This is a genomic window from Streptomyces sp. NBC_00569 (genome assembly GCF_036345255.1).
GTDB lineage: Bacteria > Actinomycetota > Actinomycetes > Streptomycetales > Streptomycetaceae > Streptomyces.
On record NZ_CP107783.1, the window covers coordinates 7800833 to 7819888 of the forward strand.

Annotated in this window: 19 protein-coding genes; 13 read left to right on the forward strand and 6 right to left on the reverse strand. The window is 71.7% G+C overall.

What is annotated here, in order from left to right; genetic code table 11:
* Nucleotides 1-8: 8 nt before the first annotated feature.
* Nucleotides 9-932, reverse strand: a complete 924-nt coding sequence (locus OHO83_RS35100; RefSeq protein WP_330280259.1) for a serine hydrolase — start codon at nucleotides 930-932, stop codon at nucleotides 9-11.
* A 95-nt stretch (nucleotides 933-1027) separates the two neighbouring features.
* Here OHO83_RS35100 and OHO83_RS35105 point away from each other — a divergent pair, with 95 nt between their 5' ends.
* Complete coding sequence (locus tag OHO83_RS35105; RefSeq protein ID WP_329436001.1) at nucleotides 1028-1759, forward strand: SseB family protein; 732 nt, start codon at nucleotides 1028-1030, stop codon at nucleotides 1757-1759.
* Nucleotides 1760-1772: 13 nt separating this feature from the next.
* On the opposite strand, the gene OHO83_RS35110 is transcribed toward OHO83_RS35105, so the two are convergent.
* Complete coding sequence (locus OHO83_RS35110; protein WP_266668542.1) at nucleotides 1773-2144, reverse strand: DUF1844 domain-containing protein; 372 nt, start codon at nucleotides 2142-2144, stop codon at nucleotides 1773-1775.
* A gap of 349 nt (nucleotides 2145-2493) precedes the next feature.
* On the opposite strand from OHO83_RS35110, the gene infC reads away from it, so the two are divergent.
* From infC to OHO83_RS35160, 10 genes are all read left to right on the forward strand, one after another.
* Nucleotides 2494-3219, forward strand: a complete 726-nt coding sequence (gene infC / locus OHO83_RS35115; RefSeq protein WP_266668540.1) for a translation initiation factor IF-3 — start codon at nucleotides 2494-2496, stop codon at nucleotides 3217-3219.
* 116 nt (nucleotides 3220-3335) lie between these two features.
* Nucleotides 3336-3530, forward strand: coding sequence for a 50S ribosomal protein L35 (rpmI, locus tag OHO83_RS35120; protein ID WP_100597076.1), 195 nt, complete (start codon nucleotides 3336-3338; stop codon nucleotides 3528-3530).
* A 96-nt stretch (nucleotides 3531-3626) separates the two neighbouring features.
* On the forward strand, nucleotides 3627-4010 hold the full coding sequence (gene rplT / locus OHO83_RS35125; RefSeq protein WP_266668537.1) for a 50S ribosomal protein L20: 384 nt from the start codon (nucleotides 3627-3629) through the stop codon (nucleotides 4008-4010).
* A 172-nt stretch (nucleotides 4011-4182) separates the two neighbouring features.
* Nucleotides 4183-5025, forward strand: coding sequence for a TrmH family RNA methyltransferase (locus tag OHO83_RS35130; protein WP_266668535.1), 843 nt, complete (start codon nucleotides 4183-4185; stop codon nucleotides 5023-5025).
* A 55-nt stretch (nucleotides 5026-5080) separates the two neighbouring features.
* Nucleotides 5081-6235: a sensor histidine kinase gene (locus OHO83_RS35135; RefSeq protein ID WP_329436004.1), complete on the forward strand. Its 1155-nt coding sequence runs from the start codon at nucleotides 5081-5083 to the stop codon at nucleotides 6233-6235.
* Between the two features lie 140 nt (nucleotides 6236-6375).
* Entirely contained in the window at nucleotides 6376-7512 is a 1137-nt protein-coding gene (gene pheS, locus OHO83_RS35140; RefSeq protein WP_329436006.1) for a phenylalanine--tRNA ligase subunit alpha, read from the forward strand.
* A complete protein-coding gene (gene pheT / locus OHO83_RS35145; RefSeq protein WP_330280260.1) occupies nucleotides 7512-10025 on the forward strand; it encodes a phenylalanine--tRNA ligase subunit beta in 2514 nt (837 codons plus the stop codon). The genes pheS and pheT overlap by 1 nt, the downstream gene beginning before the upstream one ends.
* A gap of 170 nt (nucleotides 10026-10195) precedes the next feature.
* Nucleotides 10196-11335: a PP2C family protein-serine/threonine phosphatase gene (locus OHO83_RS35150; RefSeq protein WP_330280261.1), complete on the forward strand. Its 1140-nt coding sequence runs from the start codon at nucleotides 10196-10198 to the stop codon at nucleotides 11333-11335.
* A gap of 284 nt (nucleotides 11336-11619) precedes the next feature.
* Entirely contained in the window at nucleotides 11620-12960 is a 1341-nt protein-coding gene (locus tag OHO83_RS35155) for a transcriptional regulator (protein ID WP_266668529.1), read from the forward strand.
* A gap of 74 nt (nucleotides 12961-13034) precedes the next feature.
* On the forward strand, nucleotides 13035-13580 hold the full coding sequence (locus OHO83_RS35160) for an NUDIX domain-containing protein (protein ID WP_266668527.1): 546 nt from the start codon (nucleotides 13035-13037) through the stop codon (nucleotides 13578-13580).
* 15 nt (nucleotides 13581-13595) lie between these two features.
* On the opposite strand, the gene OHO83_RS35165 is transcribed toward OHO83_RS35160, so the two are convergent.
* Nucleotides 13596-13853, reverse strand: coding sequence for a hypothetical protein (locus OHO83_RS35165; RefSeq protein ID WP_266668525.1), 258 nt, complete (start codon nucleotides 13851-13853; stop codon nucleotides 13596-13598).
* Between the two features lie 208 nt (nucleotides 13854-14061).
* On the reverse strand, nucleotides 14062-14922 hold the full coding sequence (locus tag OHO83_RS35170; protein ID WP_266668523.1) for a 3-hydroxybutyryl-CoA dehydrogenase: 861 nt from the start codon (nucleotides 14920-14922) through the stop codon (nucleotides 14062-14064).
* Between the two features lie 175 nt (nucleotides 14923-15097).
* Here OHO83_RS35170 and OHO83_RS35175 point away from each other — a divergent pair, with 175 nt between their 5' ends.
* The gene (locus tag OHO83_RS35175; RefSeq protein WP_266668521.1) at nucleotides 15098-16306 is read left to right on the forward strand and encodes a glycoside hydrolase family 10 protein; all 1209 of its coding nucleotides are present in this window, start codon (nucleotides 15098-15100) and stop codon (nucleotides 16304-16306) included.
* A 15-nt stretch (nucleotides 16307-16321) separates the two neighbouring features.
* Here the strand turns inward: OHO83_RS35175 and OHO83_RS35180 are convergent, their stop codons facing one another.
* Nucleotides 16322-16516 carry a DUF1918 domain-containing protein gene (locus OHO83_RS35180; RefSeq protein ID WP_100597064.1) on the reverse strand — a complete coding sequence of 65 codons (195 nt, stop codon included), beginning with the start codon at nucleotides 16514-16516 and terminating at the stop codon, nucleotides 16322-16324.
* 71 nt (nucleotides 16517-16587) lie between these two features.
* Complete coding sequence (locus OHO83_RS35185; protein WP_266668519.1) at nucleotides 16588-17556, reverse strand: DMT family transporter; 969 nt, start codon at nucleotides 17554-17556, stop codon at nucleotides 16588-16590.
* On the opposite strand from OHO83_RS35185, the gene OHO83_RS35190 reads away from it, so the two are divergent.
* On the forward strand, nucleotides 17555-18991 hold the full coding sequence (locus tag OHO83_RS35190; RefSeq protein WP_330280262.1) for an aminotransferase-like domain-containing protein: 1437 nt from the start codon (nucleotides 17555-17557) through the stop codon (nucleotides 18989-18991). The two genes, OHO83_RS35185 and OHO83_RS35190, sit on opposite strands and share 2 nt — an antisense overlap.
* Nucleotides 18992-19056: the final 65 nt, after the last annotated feature.

Genomic DNA, 19056 nt, shown 5'->3' on the forward strand with positions numbered 1-19056 from the left:
GCCGAGCCTCAGCCGGTGAGCACGGAGACAGCCGCCTTTGCGACCCCCTCCACCAGCGCCACCCCCGCCTCCTTGGTCGCATTGCCGTCGGAGAGCACCGAGACCAGATACCGCTGCCCGCCCACGGACACCCGCCCGACGCTGTTGATGTCCCACAGCCCGGTCGCGCTGCGGGGCAGCCACCCGTTCTTCAGCGCACACACGGACGCGGAGTCGGCCGCCGCGGACACACCCCACCGCTGATCCGCCGCGATCCGCCCCATCAGCCCGGCGACGTACGCGCGCGACGCCGCGCTCAGCCCCGAGCCCGCGCTCTTCGCGCTCTCCGTGCCTTCCGTACCGAACACGGCCCGCAGCAGCGTCAGTTGATCTTCCGCCGTCGTCCGCGTCAGACCCCATTCGCCGCCCGCGCCCGCCCTCGTCCCGGTCAGCCCCAGCGTCAGGTTCGCCGCGTCGAGCCCGTCCGCGCCGCCGATCGCCTGCCACAGGGCTGTCGCGGACGCGTTGTCACTGTTCTCGATCATCGCCGTCGCGTACGCGCGCTCCTGCGCGGTCAGCGCCCGCCCCTCGTCCTGCGCCCGCAGCAGCAGCGCCGCGAGGATGTCGACCTTGACAATGCTCGCGGTGTCGAACGCGGACGTGCCGTCGTACACGGCGCCGTCCGTCGCCCCGTCCAGTGCGGACACCGCCACGGAGACCCGCGCGTCACCGTCCGGAAGCAGAGGCTTCAGCGCCTTGGCGAGCGCGTCGTCACGGTCCACCGGGACCTCCTCGTCGGGTGCGGAGGCGGAGGCCGCCCCGGACGAGGGCGCCGACGCGGTGGCGGCGACCGCAACCGCCTCCCCCGCCCCGCCCGGCGAGCAGCCTATGAGGGTCCCCACGAGCGTTCCCGTGAGAAGGGCGGCCCACGCCGCGAGTCCGTTCCGGTGCATGCCCGGATGCTCGGCGCCCGTCCTGTGCGCACCGTGAGACCAGGCTCTGGGTCCGCTGAGAAGATCGCGCCGCCGGGTCGGTAGGGTCGGTGAACGTGGCGAACAAGAACATTCCCGACCCCGGCTTCTCCGACGACGACGGCTCCGCGGACCCGCGGCTGAGCGCGGCCCTCGCCGCGTGGGCCGAGGACCGCACCGCGCACGGCCCGGTCCTCGCGGCCCTCAAGGAAGCCCGGCTCCTCGTCCCCGTCGTCGCCGTACTCGGCGAGGTGGAGGAGGACGAGAACGGGCTGCGCCGCGAGAAGACCAGCGACATGGCCGTGCCCACCCTCAAGGCCGGCGACCGCAAGGCCCTGCCCGCGTTCACCTCCACCGCGGCCCTCGCGCTGTGGGACCCGGAGGCCCGCCCCGTCGCCGTACCCCTGCACCAGGCGCTCCAGGCCGCCGCGCACGAACAGGCCGACACCGTCGTCATCGACCTCGCGGGCCCGGTCGCGTACGAGCTCAGCGGCGCCGCCCTGCGCGCCGCGAACGAGGGCCGCACCACCGCCGACCCCCTCGCCGACCCGGCCGTCACGGAGGCGATCCGTGCCGCCGTCGCCGCCGAGCCCGGCGTCCGGCGCGCCCATCTGGGCCCGGGCAGCGCCGACGGGATCCTCGCGCTCGTCCTCGACCCGTCGGCCGACCCCGCCGAGACCGCCCGCGCCGTCGCCGGGCGCATCGCCGCCGACGAAACACTGAGGGCCCGCCTGGTGCGGGGTCTCGACCTGGCACTTCTGCCGGCCGGGACCACGCCACCCGGCGAGCCCTTCTACGTACGCGTGTGAAAGATCGGGACGATCAGCCGTAGACCGGGCCCGTGTACTTCTCGCCGGGGCCCTGGCCCGGCTCGTCCGGCACGAAGGACGCCTCGCGGAACGCCAGCTGCAGGGACTTCAGACCGTCGCGCAGCGGCGCCGCGTGGAACGAGCTGATCTCGGTCGTGCTCGCGTCGAGCAGACCGGCGAGGGCGTGCACGAGCTTGCGGGCCTCGTCGAGGTCCTTGTGGGCGTCGCCCTCCTCGGTGAGGCCGAGCTTCACCGCGGCGGCGCTCATCAGGTTGACCGCGACCGTCACGATCACCTCGACGGCGGGGACCTCGGCGATGTCCCGGGTCAGGGCGTCGTAATCAGTGTCTTCGGCGTTTTCGGCGGCGGGGGTGGCGTCATTCATGTGCCCCACGATATGCCGCCCGCGCACCCGGTTGGGCCCACCCCCCGAGAGCTGCTAACCTTGTGTAACGACCGGCCGGACACGCATGCCACTGGCTTGAGTGACCGGCCCACAAGTGGAGGCTCCGATCTCCCACCTTGCTGCCCCTCGAGGGCGGCGGGTCACCGGTCAGATGGCCCCCATCGTTCCGTACGGACGATGGAGCCGTCCGATGTGCGCCCCGCGGTCATACGCGTCGGTGCTCCGGTAGTCCTTGGAGCCCCGCCTGTGTACCGTCCGGGGCATTTTTTGTGTTTCGGCGCGGTTGGTACTACGAAACAGACGTTACGCGGCGGTCCGCCAGACCGTCGTGTGGTGCTACCGAGGAGGATCCATCAGCGCCGAGCCCCGCATCAACGACCGGATTCGCGTTCCCGAAGTGCGACTTGTCGGTCCCAGCGGCGAGCAGGTCGGGATTGTTCCGCTTGCCAAGGCCCTTGAGCTCGCTCAGGAGTACGACCTCGACCTCGTCGAGGTGGCGGCGACAGCCCGTCCGCCTGTCTGCAAGCTCATGGACTACGGGAAGTTCAAGTACGAGTCGGCCATGAAGGCCCGTGAGGCGCGCAAGAACCAGGCGCACACGGTCATCAAGGAGATGAAGCTCCGGCCGAAGATCGACCCGCACGACTATGACACCAAGAAGGGTCATGTCGTCCGGTTCCTCAAGCAGGGCGACAAGGTCAAGATCACGATCATGTTCCGTGGTCGCGAGCAGTCCAGGCCGGAACTCGGCTACCGACTGCTGCAGCGTCTCGCTTCGGACGTCGAGGACCTCGGGTTCATCGAGTCGAACCCGAAGCAGGACGGCCGCAACATGATCATGGTTCTGGGTCCTCACAAGAAGAAGACCGAGGCCATGGCCGAGGCTCGTGAGGCCCAGGAGGCCCGCAAGGCCGAGCAGAAGGCCCTGCCGACGCACGGTCGTACGCAGCGGGCCAGCGACGACGCCGGCGAGTCGGAGCCTGAGGCCCCGGCCGAGGCGACCGACGAAGCCCCTGCCGACGAGGCCACGGCCGAGGCTTCCGCCGAGGCCTGATCCGGTCACGTACAGCCCGTACGGACCGGATGCCAACCGATACATCTGGACGTTCCGTATGCCGGTCCGCACCCCGGACCGGCAGGGAACGCCACTGACGAGGAGAGAACGGCGCTATGCCGAAGAACAAGACGCACAGCGGTGCCAGCAAGCGCTTCAAGATCACCGGCTCCGGCAAGGTGCTCCGTGAGCGCGCCGGCAAGCGCCACCTGCTCGAGCACAAGTCGTCCCGCGTGACGCGCCGCCTCACCGGCACGGTCGAGCTGGCCCCGGGCGACGCCAAGAAGATCAAGAAGCTTCTCGGCAAGTGAGTTCGGGCGCGCATCAGCGCGCCGAGCTCGGACCGGGACCAATTCGTTTTCGGGTCGTGTGAGTCCAACCACGGCCCCGCTACAAGGAGTCAACAAGTGGCACGCGTCAAGCGGGCAGTGAACGCCCACAAGAAGCGCAGGGCAGTCCTCGAGGCCGCCAAGGGTTACCGCGGTCAGCGGTCGCGCCTGTACCGCAAGGCCAAGGAGCAGGTCACCCACTCCCTGGTCTACAACTACAACGACCGCAAGAAGCGCAAGGGCGACTTCCGTCAGCTGTGGATCCAGCGCATCAACGCCGCTGCCCGCCAGAACGGCATGACGTACAACCGCCTCATCCAGGGTCTGAAGGCCGCCAACATCGAGGTGGACCGCAAGATCCTCGCCGAGCTGGCCGTCAACGACGCGAACGCGTTCGCCGCGCTCGTCGAGGTCGCGCAGAAGGCCCTTCCGGCCGACGTGAACGCGCCCAAGGCTGCGTGACGCTCCGCTTTCAGCCGGATGCTTCTCGGACCCGCAAGCCACTTGGCTTGCGGGTCCGAGTGCGTCCGTTGTCGGCTGCGGGGTGGTGGGGGTTGTTCGCGCACTTCCCCGCGCCCCCTTCGGGGCGCGTCGCCCCGCCCCTGTTCAACTTCTGCCCCCCGAAGGTGAGTTCATGGTCGGCCCCGAGTTGATCTCCCCCAAGTCGTCCCGCGTCAGTGCCGCGCGGCGGCTTGCCAAGCGGAACTTCCGGGGCAAGGAGCGGCTGTTCCTGGCCGAGGGGCCGCAGGCCGTGCGGGAGGCCGCCGGGCACGCGGACACCCTCGTCGAGCTGTTCGCCACCCTCGACGCCGCCGAGCGCTACGCCGACATCCTCGCGGAGGCGCGCGACGCCGGCGCCCGGGTGCACCTCGCCGACGAGGACGTCATCGCCGACATCTCGACGACCGTCACCCCGCAGGGTCTCGTCGGGGTCTGCCGCTTCCTGGACACCCCGTTCGAGGACGTCCTCGCCGCCCGGCCCCAGCTCGTCGCGGTCCTCGCCAACGTCCGCGACCCCGGCAACGCCGGCACCGTCCTGCGCTGCGCCGACGCCGCGGGCGCCGACGCCGTCGTCCTGACCGACGCGTCCGTCGACCTGTACAACCCCAAGTCGGTGCGGGCGTCCGTCGGTTCGCTGTTCCACCTGCCGGTCGCCGTCGGCGTGCCCGTGGAGCGGGCCGTACAGGGGCTCAAGGACGCGGGCGTACGCATCCTCGCCGCCGACGGCGCGGGGGAGCACGACCTCGACACCGAGCTCGACCGCGGCACCATGGGCACCCCCACCGCCTGGATCTTCGGCAACGAGGCCTGGGGGCTCCCCGAGGAGACCCGCGAGCTCGCGGACGCCGTCGTGCGGGTCCCGATCCACGGCAAGGCCGAGAGCCTGAACCTCGCCACGGCCGCCGCCGTCTGCCTGTACGCCTCCGCGCGCGCACAGCGAGCCCCCGGAGGGTGCCGCTCCGTCACCCCCAGCTAGTAGTGTGGCGAGCTCGGAAGCCACAACATCCTTCCGAGAGGTGGGATACGGGGATATGAGCGTCGGCACGAGCAGAGCACCGGGGGCACGGGACACCCTGCGCAGGCCCGCGCCCCGATGCGGCCCCGACGACCTCACCACCTTCGCCGACAGCGGCCTCCACCCGGACGACCTGCCCGACGGACTCGTCGTCGCCGACGAGACCGGGCACGTCATCTGCTTCAACGCGGCGGCCGTCCGCATCACCGCAGTGCCCGCCGCCGACGCCCTCGGTCACCCCCTGGAGCGCGCGCTCCCCTTAGAGGACCTCGAAGGCCGCCGCTGGTGGCAGCTGACCGACCCGTACGGGGGCCTCGCCACCCGCTTCGCCCAGCCCGAGCGCAATCTGCTGCTGCCCGGGGGCCGTGAGGTGCTCGTCTCCGCGCGCTACGTGCGCACCGCGCCCACCGGCCCCGTCCACCGCGTCGTCGTCTCCATCCGTGACACCGAGGCCCGCCGCCGCACCGAGCGCAGCCACGCCGAGCTGATCGCGACCGTCGCGCACGAGCTGCGCTCGCCGCTCACGTCGGTGAAGGGCTTCACCGCGACCTTGCTCGCGAAGTGGGAGCGGTTCACCGACGACCAGAAGAAGCTGATGCTGGAGACCGTCGACGCCGACGCGAACCGCGTCACGCGGCTCATCGCCGAGCTCCTCGACATCTCCCGCATCGACTCCGGCCGCCTCGAGGTGCGCCGCCAGCCCGTCGACATCGGCGCCGCCGTGGCCCGCCACATCCAGGCCCACGTCGCCTCGGGACAGCCGGCCGACCGCTTCCTCGTCCGGGTGGAACAGCCCCTGCCCGACCTCTGGGCCGACCCGGACAAGATCGACCAGGTGCTCAGCAACCTCCTGGAAAATGCCGTGCGCCACGGCGAGGGAACGGTCACCATCGACGTCATGCCCTCGGCATCACCCCGCGAGCGGGAGTGCGCCGGCACGTCGGTCACCGTGAGCGACGAGGGGCCCGGCATCCCGGAGGAGTCCATGAACCGCGTCTTCACCCGCTTCTGGCGGGGCAGCAAGCGCGGTGGCACCGGACTCGGCCTGTACATCGTCAAGGGCATCGTCGAGGCCCACGGCGGGACCATCACGGTCGGCCGCGCGCCCGGCGGCGGCGCCCAGTTCCGATTTACGTTGCCCGTGGGGGCCCCGGCGTACCTGAACGCCTGAGCGGGCCCCCACGGGCGCATCGGCACACCCCACCCCCGTTAGACTCGGTCTTTGGCACTTTGCGTCCCAATCCTGAGACGAATCGTCTCCGAGTCGTGGACGGGGACCATCCGCCAAACCAACCGGAAGCACGGGAAGAGATGTCGGCACCGAATAAGTCGTACGACCCTGTTGAGGTCGAGGCCTTGAAACCGGAAGAGATCGAGCGCATGCGGGACGAGGCGCTCGCCGCCTTCGCGGCCGCGGACTCCCTCGGCGCGCTCCAGGAGGCCAAGGTCGCCCACACCGGCGGCACCTCGCCCCTGTCGCTCGCCAACCGCGAGATCGGCGCCCTGCCCCCGCAGGCCAAGGCCGAGGCCGGCAAGCGCGTCGGCATGGCCCGCGGCGCCGTCAGCAAGGCGCTGGCCGCCCGCCAGTCGGAGCTCGAGGCCGAGCGCGACGCGCGCGTCCTGGTCGAGGAGGCCGTGGATGTCACGCTGCCCTACGACCGGATCCCGGCCGGCGCCCGCCACCCCCTGACGACGCTCTCCGAGCGCATCGAGGACGTCTTCGTGGCCATGGGCTACGAGGTCGCCGAGGGCCCCGAGGTCGAGGCGGAGTGGTTCAACTTCGACGCCCTGAACATCGGCCCCGACCACCCGGCGCGCGGCACGCAGGACACCTTCTTCGTCGAGGGCCCCCAGGGACCGAAGGGGGAAGGTGCGACCGAGTCGAACGTCGTGCTGCGCACCCACACGTCCCCCGTGCAGATCCGGTCCATGCTCGACCGCGAGCCGCCGGTCTACGTGATCTGCCCGGGCCGCGTCTACCGCTCCGACGAGCTGGACGCCACGCACACCCCCGTCTTCATGCAGGTCGAGCTCCTCGCCATCGACGAGGGCCTGACCATGGCCGACCTCAAGGGCACCCTCGACCACATGGTCCAGGCGCTCTTCGGTGAGGGCATGAAGACCCGGCTGCGCCCGAACTTCTTCCCGTTCACCGAGCCGTCCGCCGAGATGGACATGGTCTGCTACGTGTGCCGCGGCGAGTCCGTCGGCAACCCGGACCGGCCGTGCCGCACCTGCTCCTCCGAGGGCTGGATCGAGCTCGGCGGCTGCGGCATGGTCAACCCCAAGGTGCTGACCGCGGCGGGCATCGACCCCGAGAAGTACAGCGGATTCGCCTTCGGGTTCGGCATCGAGCGGATGCTGATGTTCCGCCACAACGTCGAAGACATGCGAGACATGGTTGAGGCTGACGTCCGGTTCACCCGGCCGTTCGGGATGGAGATCTGATGCGTATCCCGCTTTCCTGGCTGCGGGAGTACGTCGATCTCCCCGCCACCGAGACCGGCCGCGACCTGCAGGCCAAGCTCGTCGACAGCGGCCTCGAGGTCGAGACCGTCGAGCAGCTCGGCGCCGGCCTCAAGGGCCCCCTCGTCGTCGGTCAGGTGCTGACCATCGAGGAGCTGGAGGGCTTCAAGAAGCCCATCCGCTTCTGCACCGTCGACGTCGGCCGGGCCAACGGCACGGGCGAGCCGCAGGAGATCGTCTGCGGCGCCCGTAACTTCGCCGTCGGCGACAAGGTCGTCGTGGTGCTGCCGGGCGCAGTCCTGCCCGGCGACTTCGCGATCGCCGCGCGCAAGACGTACGGCAAGACCTCGCACGGCATGATCTGCTCCGGCGACGAGCTGGGCATGGGCGACGACGGAAGCCACGGCATCATCGTGCTGCCGCCGGAGCACGAGGTCGGTACCGACGCCATCGAGCTGCTCGAACTGGTCGACGAGGTCCTCGACATCGCCGTCACCGCCAACCGCGGCGACTGCCTGTCGATCCGCGGCGTCGCCCGCGAGGCGGCCATCGCGTACGGGCTCCCGCTGCGCGACCCGGCGCTCATCGACGTTCCCGGGCCGAACGAGTACGGCTACCCCGTGCAGATCTCCGAGCCCGTCGGCTGCGACCGCTTCACCGCGCGCACCGTCACCGGCCTCAGCCCCGAGGCGCGCTCCCCGATCTGGCTGCAGCGCCGTCTGCAGAAGGTCGGCATGCGTCCGATCTCGCTCGCCGTCGACATCACCAACTACGTGATGATGGAGATCGGCCAGCCGATCCACGCGTACGACCGCTCCCTCCTCCAGGGTGCGATCGGTGTGCGCAGGGCCGAGCAGGGCGAGAAGCTCACCACTCTCGACGGGGCCAAGCGCGTCCTGGACGCCGGGGACCTGGTGATCACCGACGAGCGCGGTCCGATCGGCCTCGCCGGGGTCATGGGCGGCGCCAACACGGAGATCGCGGACCACGACAACACGGCCGGTGCCACCACCGAGGTCGTCGTCGAGGCCGCACACTTCGACGCCGTCTCCATCGCCCGCACCGCGCGCCACCACAAGCTGTTGTCCGAGGCGTCCAGGCGCTTCGAGCGCGGCGTCGACCCGCAGGCCACGTCGGCCGCAGCCCAGCGCGTTGTGGACCTGCTCGTGCTGCTCGCGGGCGGCACCGCCGACGCCGGCGTCACCGAGGTCATCGCGCCCTCCGCGCCGCACACCATCAGGATCCCGGCCGACCACGCCGACAAGGTCGCGGGTGTCGTGTACGGCCGCGAGACCGTCGTGCGCCGCCTCCAGCAGGTCGGCTGCGACGTCTACGGGCAGGACACCCTGACCGTCACCGTGCCGTCCTGGCGGCCCGACCTCGTGGAGCCGAACGACCTGGCCGAAGAGGTCATCCGCCTGGAGGGCTACGAGAACCTGCCCTCCACGCTGCCCCGGCCCCCGGCCGGCCGCGGCCTCACCGAGCGCCAGAGGCTGCACCGCCGCGTCGGCCGCGCCCTGGCGGGCGCCGGTTACGTCGAGGCGCTGAACTACCCGTTCATCAGCGACGAGACGCTCGGCAAGCTCGGCATCGAGCAGGACGACCCGCGCCGCACCACGGTCAAGCTGGTCAACCCGCTCTCCGACGAGGAGCCCGCGCTCCGCACGACGATGCTGCCGGGCCTCCTGGAGGCGCTGCGACGCAACGACGGCCGTGGCTCGCACGACCTGGCGCTCTTCGAGACCGGCCTGGTCTTCCGGCCGACCGGTGAGGAGACCGCGGCGGCCCGTCTGCCCGTCGACCGGCGTCCCACGGACGAGGAGATCGCCGGCCTCGACGCCGCGCTGCCGCGTCAGCCGCGCCGCGCCGCCGTCGTCCTCGCGGGCGCCCGGGAGCAGGACGGCTGGTGGGGCAAGGGCCGGCAGGGCGACTGGGCGGACGCCGTCGAGGCGGCCCGCACCGTCGCCCGCGAGGCGCGCGTCGAGCTGATCGTCCGCAACGACCAGCACGCGCCGTGGCACCCGGGCCGGTGCGCCGCGCTGTACGTCGTGCTTGACGGCGAGGAGACCCTCGTCGGCCACGCCGGTGAGCTGCACCCGCGCGTCATCAAGGCGCTGCACCTGCCCGAGCGCAGCTGCGCCATGGAGGTCGACCTCGACCTCGTCGAGCGGGCCGGCACCGGCGCGCTCCGGGCGCCGCGGATCTCCACGTTCCCCGTGGCCACGCAGGACGTCGCGCTCGTCGTCGACGCCTCCGTGCCGGCCGCCGACGTGGAGAAGGCGCTGCGCGAGGGGGCGGGTGAACTCCTCGAGTCCCTCCGCCTGTTCGACGTGTTCACGGGTGAGCAGCTCGGTGAGGGCCACAAGTCCCTCGCCTACGCGCTGCGCTTCCGCGCCACTGACCGCACGCTGACCGTCGACGAGGCCTCCGCGGCCCGCGACGCGGCGGTGGCGCTGGCCGCCGAGCGCACCGGGGCGGTGCTGCGCGGGGCCTGATCCCGGCAGAGCGAGACGCAGTGAGGGGCACCTCCGGACCACCGGAGGTGCCCCTCACTCGTTCGGGTGAGAAGTGGCGGTGATCCGCTCCGCTGGGGGCCGGCGGTCGACAGAATCGTTGCGGCCGTAGGGCCGACCGCGCTGAACAGGGCCTTAGGGAGGCCGTCGGCATGATCCGTAACCATCCGAGGACGCCCTCCCGACCACCCCGCACCCCCTTCAGGTCCCGGCTCACCCGCTCCCGCGCCCGATCCCTTCGTGTGCGCCGCGCGCTCGATCTGGCGCTGCCCACGGCCTGGGGCGCCGTGGCGATCACCTTCAAGCTGGCCTGCCCGCTCGCGCAGGAGAACGGACTCGGCGCGCGCATCGCGTCGAGCGCCGTGTTCTTCGCCGTCGGTACGGGTCTGATACTCCATGTGCGGCGCGGCCTCCGGCGCGAGGTGCGCCAGCTGCGCAGGATCGCGGGGGCCGCACAGAACGTGCTGCTGCGCCCGCTGCCGCCCCGTATCGACGGCCTGGCCATCGCGGCGGGGCAGCTCTCGGCCGACCGGGGCGCCACCGTGGGCGGTGACCTCTACGAGGTCATCGCCACCGACCACGGTGTGCGGGTCGTCATGGGGGACGTCCGCGGGCACGGCCTCGCCGCCCTCGCGACCGTCGCCGCCGTCCTCGGGAGCTTCCGCGAGGCCGCGCACGACGAGGCCGAACTGACCTGCGTGCTGAGGCGGCTCGAGCGGGCCATGGCCCGGCATCTGCGCGAGCGGTCGCGGGACGAGCACCCCGCGGCCGGCGGCGCCGAACCGGTCAGTCCGGTCGCGGAGGAGTTCGTCACCGTTCTGCTCCTGGAGATCCGGCAGGACGGGGAGGTGCTCGCGCTCAACTGCGGGCACCCCTGGCCGTATCTGCTCCGGAGCCATACGGGTCCCGCAGCCGTGGCGCGTGGATACGCCGAGTTGGTCGTGGGCGGTGAACCCCTGCCGCCGCTCGGCCCGTTCCCGCTGCCGGCCGAACTGCCCGTCGTCGCGTGCGGGCGGCTTCTTCCCGGAGAGGGGCTGCTGCTCCACACCGACGGGCTCGAGGACGCGCGGGACGCCCGTGGCCGGTTCTTCCCGCTGCCCGCCGCGCTCGCCGAGGCCGTACGCGTCCAGCCGGTCGTCCCCGAGGCCGTCATCCGTGCCGTGTGCGCCCAACTCCTTCGCCACACGGGCGGGTTGCCGAACGACGACGCCGCGCTCCTCGTCGTGCGCAACGACCGCAGGCGAGTTCCCCTGCAGCACGGGGAGCCCCGCGTTCACAGCGCTGCCAAGTGAACGGGGCCACCGGGTGACCTGACCCCGGGGCTCCCGCCCCGGGGCGCGCCGTCCGCCGGCCACGGAGTGTCGGGCAGGCGGCCGGTCGGACGGCGCAAAACGGGCCGCCGCACTGTACGAGGGGGAGCCGGCGGCCCGGCCGGCCTCTTGCGAGGCAGTTCAGTCAATCGAGTTGCATCACGCCACAAAAGAGAGCGCACCACCCGGATTCGGGCACTCCGTTCACACCCCGTGTGAAGCCCGCTCCACTACGCTGACGGCACCGAGCCACCGGAGGGCCCTCCATGCAGCCCAACACCTTGCTCGACGCGATCCTCGACGAGGCCGGGATCTCCCATGCGGGCCTCGCCGCACATGTGAACCAGGCGGGCCGCGCCAGGGGACTCGCCCTGCGCTACGAACACACTGCCGTCGCACGGTGGTTGAAGGGCCAGCGGCCACGGGGCCAGGTGCCCGACCTCATCTGCGAGGTCCTCGCCGCCCGCCTGCACCGCCCCGTCACCCTCGACGACATCGGCCTGGGCATGCCCGGCGAACCGGCCACCCCGCACGGCCAGAGCCTGTCCGGATTCGTCGAGCGGGCCACCGCCCTGTGGCGTTCGGACGAACAGCAGCGGCCCCACATACTGGGCGCCCCCGCGGTCACCGGCACTCCGGCCGTGATGCCCGTGTGGGAGTGGGAGAACCCGCCCGAGGACACCGATGTGTCGCGCGGCGGGCGCCACCGGGTCAGCGCCGCCGACCTGGAGATGATGCGCTCGGCCCGTACGCACTACGAGCAGATGTACCGCAAGGCCGGCGGCATCGCGACGCGCACCCGCATCGTCGGCTTCCTCAACGCGGAGGCGGCGCCCCTGCTGCGCGGCAGCTACACCGACGAGACGGGCCGCCAACTGCACCGCGCCACCGGCGGGTTGGTCGCCATCGCGGGCATCTGTGCCTACGACTCCGACGCGCACGGCCTCGCCCAGCGCTACTTCCACCAGGCCCTGCGCCTCGCCAAGGCGAGCGGTGACCGGGGTCTCGGCGCCTATGTCATCGCCCTCCTGGTCAACCAGTCGCTCCACATGCGGCAGTACCGGCAGTCGGTGGCCTTCGCGGAGGCCGCGCTGCGGGCCGCCGGACGGCACATCACACCCGCGCTCGCCTCGGATCTGTACGCGATGCAGGCCAAGGCGTACGCACATCTCGGCGACGGCAGCGGCGCCCTGTCCTGTATCCGGCGAGCCGAGTCGGCCGCCGACCGCATCCGGCGCGGCCATGAACCGGACGAGACGGGCTATGTCCAGCCCGGACTGGTCAACGTGCAGGTGGCAGAGGCCCTGTTGAGCCTCGGCGACCTCACCTCGGCGCGTGAACACGCGGCGGCGGCCGTGCACAACCCCGCCCACGACCGGGGGCGGGTGCACCGCCTCGCCATGCTCAGCCAGATCGAGCTGAGACAGGGAAACGCCGAGAAGGCCGTCGCGATCGCCGTCGAGATGGCCGAACGGGCGCGGGGAATGGAGTCTCAGCGGCTGCGCGACAGACTCCGGGCGGTGCGCGAACACCTGGTGCGCAACGGCTGTGCCGGCACGGCCGAGGCCGCCGAACTCATCGACGGGGCACTGCGCGTACCGCTCTGAGCCCGACCTGCACCGCTCTCTCACGCTCCGCTGCTGCGATATTGCCATCTAACTCGGCGGAAGGTGGCAGAACCGTGCAGTGGACGAAACAGAACGAACAAACGGTGTATGAAAACCGCTGGTTCCGGGTCAATCTCGCGGATGTGGAGCTCCCGGACGGCCGGCATCTCGACCACTTCGTCATACGGCTGCGGCCGGTCGCCGTGGCCACCGTGGTCAACGAGACCAACGAGGTGCTGCTCCTGTGGCGGCACCGCTTCATCACCGACAGCTGGGGCTGGGAGCTCCCGGCGGGAGTGGTCGAGGACGGCGAGGACATCGCCGCCGCGGCCGCCAGGGAACTGGAGGAGGAGACCGGCTGGCGGCCGGGACCCTTACGCCATCTGATGAGCGTGGAGCCGTCCAACGGTCTCGAGGACGCCAGGCACCACGTCTACTGGGCCGAGGAGGGTTCGTACATCGGCCGTCCCGAGGACGACTTCGAGTCGGACCGCAGGGAGTGGGTCCCTCTCAAGCTCGTCCCTGACATGGTCGCCCGCGGCGAGGTCCCGGCCGCCAACATGGCGGCCGCGCTGCTGATGCTGCACCATCTCAGGCTGGGGCAGGATGCCCCGGCCTGACCCGGACGAACGGCGCTAGCGTCCGAACGCCTGCCAGACGGCAAGGGCGAGCGCGCCCGCCGCGGTGATCGCGGCGACGGCCTGCAGTGGCCATCGGGCGTGCTCGAGCTGGGCGACCCGGGTGCTCAGTTCGTCCTGGTCCTTGACGCTCTGTTCATCGCGCTGGGTGAGCAACGCCAGCTTGCCGTCGACGCGGGCGAGACCCACATCGAGGCTGCGGCGTAACTCCGCGAGTTCTTCCGGGACCACGGGACGCTCGGGGTCGGCGGTCACGGGTCGGCTCCTTTCCGTAGTCGGCACATCCGTTGCCTTACGCACGGAAAGTCAACTCGCCTGGTGGGCACGGCGGGAGAGTGTGCGATGGGCATATGCGGGCCCGGTGCGCACACGGTGTGCGAATGGTTCGGGCCCGGCACTCCGAAGAGTGCCGGGCCCGAACTTGCGACTACGCAGAGTCAACGCGGCGTGGAACCGCGCGGGGTCATGAGTACTGGTAGAAACCCGACCCCGTCTTGCGGCCGAGACGGCCCGCGTCGACCATCCGCTGGAGCAGCGGGGGAGCGGCGTACAGCGGCTCCTTGAACTCGGCGTACATCGAGTCGGCGACCGAGGCGACGGTGTCGAGGCCGATGAGGTCGGAGAGCTTGAGCGGGCCCATGGGGTGGGCGCAGCCGAGCTCCATGCCGTTGTCGATGTCCTCGCGGCTGGCGATGCCCGACTCGAACATCCGGATCGCGGAGAGCAGATACGGGATCAGCAGCGCGTTGACCACGAAGCCCGAGCGGTCCTGGGCGCGGATCGCGTGCTTGCCGAGGATCTTCTCGACGAGGGCCTGGGCGCGGCTGATGGTGCCCTCGGAGGTGGTGAGGGCCGGGATCAGCTCGACGAGCTTCTGCACGGGCGCCGGGTTGAAGAAGTGGATACCGATGACGTGGTCGGGGCGCGAGGTCGCCACGGCCAGCTTGACCAGCGGGATCGAGGAGGTGTTGGAGGCCAGGATGGCGTCCTGCCGGGTGACGACCTGGTCGAGGACCTGGAAGATCTCGGTCTTGACCTGCTCGTTCTCGACGACGGCCTCGATGACGAGGTCCCGGTCGGAGAACTCCCCGAGGTCGGTGGTGAAGCTCAGGCGGGCCAGGGTCTCGGCCAGCTCCTCCGCGCTGATCTTGCCGCGCTCGGCCGCCTTGGAGAGGGAGTTGTGCAGCCGGGTACGGCCGATCTCCAGGGCTTCTCCGGTGGTCTCCGCCACCATGACGTCCAGACCGGCGCGGGCGCAGACCTCTGCGATCCCGGCTCCCATCTGGCCGCAGCCCACCACTCCGACGCGCTGGATGTCCCCCATAGGGTCGGTCACCTCGTGCCTTTCGCTGTTCTCCGGCCGGCAGGACCCCCGGGTTCCGGCGCCTGCCTCGGCCCTGCACGTTACTCGGAACCTCCCGTAGATGGCGGGCCGGGTCGGGCATGCTGTCCCCAGTGCGGCCCGGGACGGCTGGGCCCGTTGGTCAGTGGGTGGCTGGATGAGGCATTTGTCACGCAGGGGCTTCACGGTCGCGGCGGCGGCCGCGCTGACCGGGCTCGCCGCGGGGGACGCGGCCGCCTCGGGGTCCCGTCACGCGCCGGTGGCCCGCGACATGCGGGGCACGTGGCTGGCGACGGTGGCCAACCGGGACTGGCCGTCGAAGCCGGGACTGAGCGCGGCCCAGCAGCGTGCGGAGCTCATCGCCCACCTCGACACGGCGGTGGGCCGGCACCTGAACGCCGTGGTCTTCCAGGTCCGGCCGACGGCCGACGCGCTGTGGCCCTCCCCGTACGAGCCCTGGTCGAACGTCCTCACGGGGGTGCAGGGCAAGAGTCCGGGCTGGGACCCGCTCGGCACGGCCGTCACGGAGGCGCACCGGCGCGGGCTCGAACTGCACGCCTGGTTCAACCCCTACCGGATCGCGAACCACACGGACCTCTCCCGTCTCGTGTCCACGCACCCGGCCCGCCTGCACCCCGACTGGGTCGTCCCCTACGGCGGGAAGCTCTACTACAACCCGGGCCTGCCCGATGTGCGCAAGTTCGTCCAGGACGCGATGCTCGACGCCGTCCGCCGCTACGACATCGACGCCGTGCACTGGGACGACTACTTCTACCCGTATCCGGTCGCGGGCCAGGTCTTCGACGACGACGAGGCCTACGCGGCGTACGGCGGGGGCTTCCCGGACCGGGCGTCATGGCGGCGCGACAACACCGACCGGCTCGTGCGCGAGATGGCCGCGAGCGTGAAGCGGATCAGGCCGCGCACCCAGTTCGGGATCAGCCCCTTCGGCGTGTGGCGCAACGCGGCGACGGACCCGCTCGGCTCGGACACCCGGGCCGGGGTGCAGACGTACGACGACCTGCACGCCGACACCCGCAAGTGGGTGCGCGAGCGCTGGATCGACTACATCTGCCCGCAGATCTACTGGAACATCGGCTTCGCCGCCGCCGACTACGCGAAGCTCGTGCCGTGGTGGTCGGACGTCGCACGCGGGACGGGGGTGCGCCTCTACGCGGGCGAGGCCCTCTACAAGGCGGGCGATCCGGCGCAGCCCGCCCCGTGGCAGGATCCGGCCGAACTCTCCCGCCACCTCACCTTCGCCGAGCGCTATCCGCAGGTGAACGGACATGTGTTCTTCTCGGCGAAGGAGGTGGGCGCCGACCGGATCGGCGCGATGGCCCGGGTGGTCGAGGACCACTACTGAGAGGGCCGGATGTGACTAGGGGGCCGGCTCCTCGTGCTGCACGACAGAGTCGGGACCCGGTGACATCACCGCCTCGTGGCCGTCCTGGAAGCGGACCCTGAACGGCGGCTCGCCGTCGTGGCCCATGATTTCGACGATTTCGGCGACCCGGTCGTGCTCGCCCACGGTCCTGCCGTGCACCCGCAGATGGTCGCCCTTGGTGGCACGCATCGTGAGTGACCTCCTCGTCCCTCGTCGACCCGTATCTCAAGGGTAGGACCGAGTCCCGGAGTCGGGGACCCTCAGCCGCGGGACCGTTGCGTCACGGCGATGCACACGAGCACGGCCGCCGCGGTCAGCGGCGCGGCGGGGGAGAGGTGCTCGCCGAGCAGGAACACCGACCAGACCAGGGTGAGCAGCGGCTGGGCCAGCTGGAGCTGGCTCGCCTTGGGGATGCCGATGACGGCCATGCCGCGGTACCAGACGACCAGGCCCACGAACTGCGAGCCCGCGGCCACCCAGAGCAGCCCCGCGACGGCGTGCCCCGTCAGGTGCACCGGCTCGTGGCTCAGCGCGACGAGCGCACCCGGCACGGCGACCGGCAGACACATCACGAGTGCCCAGGCGATGACCTGCCAGCCCGGCATCACGCGGGCCAGGCGGCCGCCCTCCGTGTAACCGGCGGCGCAGATGAGGAGTGCGCCGAAGAGGTACAGGTCGGCGGTCGTGAGCGTGCCGCCGCTCTGCTGCACGGTGAACGCGATCACGGCGGCGGCGCCCGCGCATGCCGCGATCCAGAAGCTCCGCGAGGGCCGCGCGCCGGTGCGCAGCGCAGAGAGCAGGGCGGTCGTCAGGGGCAGCAGGCCGACGACGACGGCGGAGTGCGCGGTGGTGGCCGTCTCCAGGGCGAGCGTCGTGAGCAACGGGAACCCGAGCACGACGCCCGCGCCGACCACGGCGAGACCGGCCCAGTGGCGGCGCTCGGGGACGGCGACGCGCAGCGCGAGCAGACAGGAGCCGGCGATCACGGCGGCGAGGACGCTCCGCACCGTGACGAGACTCCACGGCCCGAACCCTTCGAGCCCCCAGGCGGTGGCGGGGAAGGTGAGCGAGAAGGCGGTGACACCGAGCGCGGCGAGGACGGTCCCGCCACGGGTCGCCTTCGCCGTCAGGGGGGTGGGTCCAGGACGTGCCGCGGTGTCCGCGGCGGGGGCCGCGCCGGCGTCAACTGCTATCCCAGTGGCGGTAGTAGCGCTACTCTCTGTCCTCATGCATGAGCGTAGCAGTGTGGGCGAGCTGGCGGAAAGGCTGCGGGAGGAGCTGGATCGCTACTCTCCAGGTGGAAAGCTGCCGTCCAGTCGGGCGCTCGTCGAACGGTTCCGGGTGAGCCCGGTGACCGTGTCGCGCGCGCTCGCGCAGCTCGCCGCGGAGGGGCTCGTCGTGACGCGTCCGGGGGCCGGGGCGTTCCGCGCGGAGCCCCGTGCCGCGGCACAGCCGGCCGGTGACATCTCCTGGCAGGCGCTCGCGTTGAGCGCCGACTCCGCGACGGAGGTGGTGCCGCGGGCCGTGGACGCCTCGGGAGTCCTGGTCACGCTCTCCGCCCCGCCACCGGGAGTCGTCGAGTTCAACGGCGGCTATCTGCACCCCTCGCTCCAGCCGGAACGCGCCATGGCCGCCGCTCTGGCCCGCGCGGGCCGCCGCCCCGGCGCGTGGGGGCGGCCCCCGGTCGACGGCATCCCCGAACTGCGCGAGTGGTTCGCCCGCGGCATCGGCGGCGCCATCACCGCCGCCGAGGTGCTGATCGCGTCCGGTGGCCAGTCCGCCCTGGCCACCGCGCTGCGCGCCCTCGCCCCGCCCGGCGCCCCCGTCCTCGTGGAATCACCCACGTATCCGGGCATGCTGGCGATCGCGCGTGCGGCGGGGCTGCGGCCCGTGCCCGTGCCGGTCGACACGGACGGGGTGCGTCCTGAGCTGCTCGCCGAGGCGTTCCGGGCGACGGGGGCGCGTGTGTTCGTGTGCCAGCCGCTGTTCCAGAACCCCACGGGCGCGGTCCTCTCCGCGCAGCGGCGCCCCGAGGTGCTGCGGATCGCGCGCGAGGCAGGGGCGTTCATCGTCGAGGACGACTTCGCGCGCCGTCTCGTCCACGAGGACGCGGGGCCGCTGCCCAGGCCGCTGGCCACCGACGACCACGACGGCGTCGTCGTCCATGTCTGTTCCCTGACCAAGGCGACCTCGCCGAGCTTCCGCATCGGCTGCCTCGCCGCGCGTGGCCCCGTCCTCGAACGGCTGCGCGCGATTCAGGTCGTCGACCACTTCTTCGCGCCGCGCCCGCTCCAGGAGGCCGCCCTCGAACTGGTCGGCTCACCTGCCTGGCCGCGCCATCTGCGCACCGTGGCCGCCCACTTGACGCTGCGCCGCGACACGATGACGGCGGCCCTGCGCGCCACCCTGCCCGAACTCGCGGTCGGGCACGTGCCGTTGGGCGGCTATCTGCTGTGGCCGCGGCTGCCCGACGGCACGGACGAGGCGGCGCTCGTCACGGGGGCGCTGCGCGCGGGTGTCGCCGTCGCGCCAGGCCGCCCCTACTTCTCCGCCGAGCCCCCGGCCCCGCACATCCGGCTGAGCTTCGCGGCGGTCGCCGGGCCCGCGGAGATCACGGAGGGCATCCGCCGGCTGCGGGCCGTGTGCGACGAGGTGCTCCAGTAGACGACGGGAGGGAGCAGCGCCCGAAACCCGCTCGACGGGCACAGGACCCGCCTGCGAATCTCGCG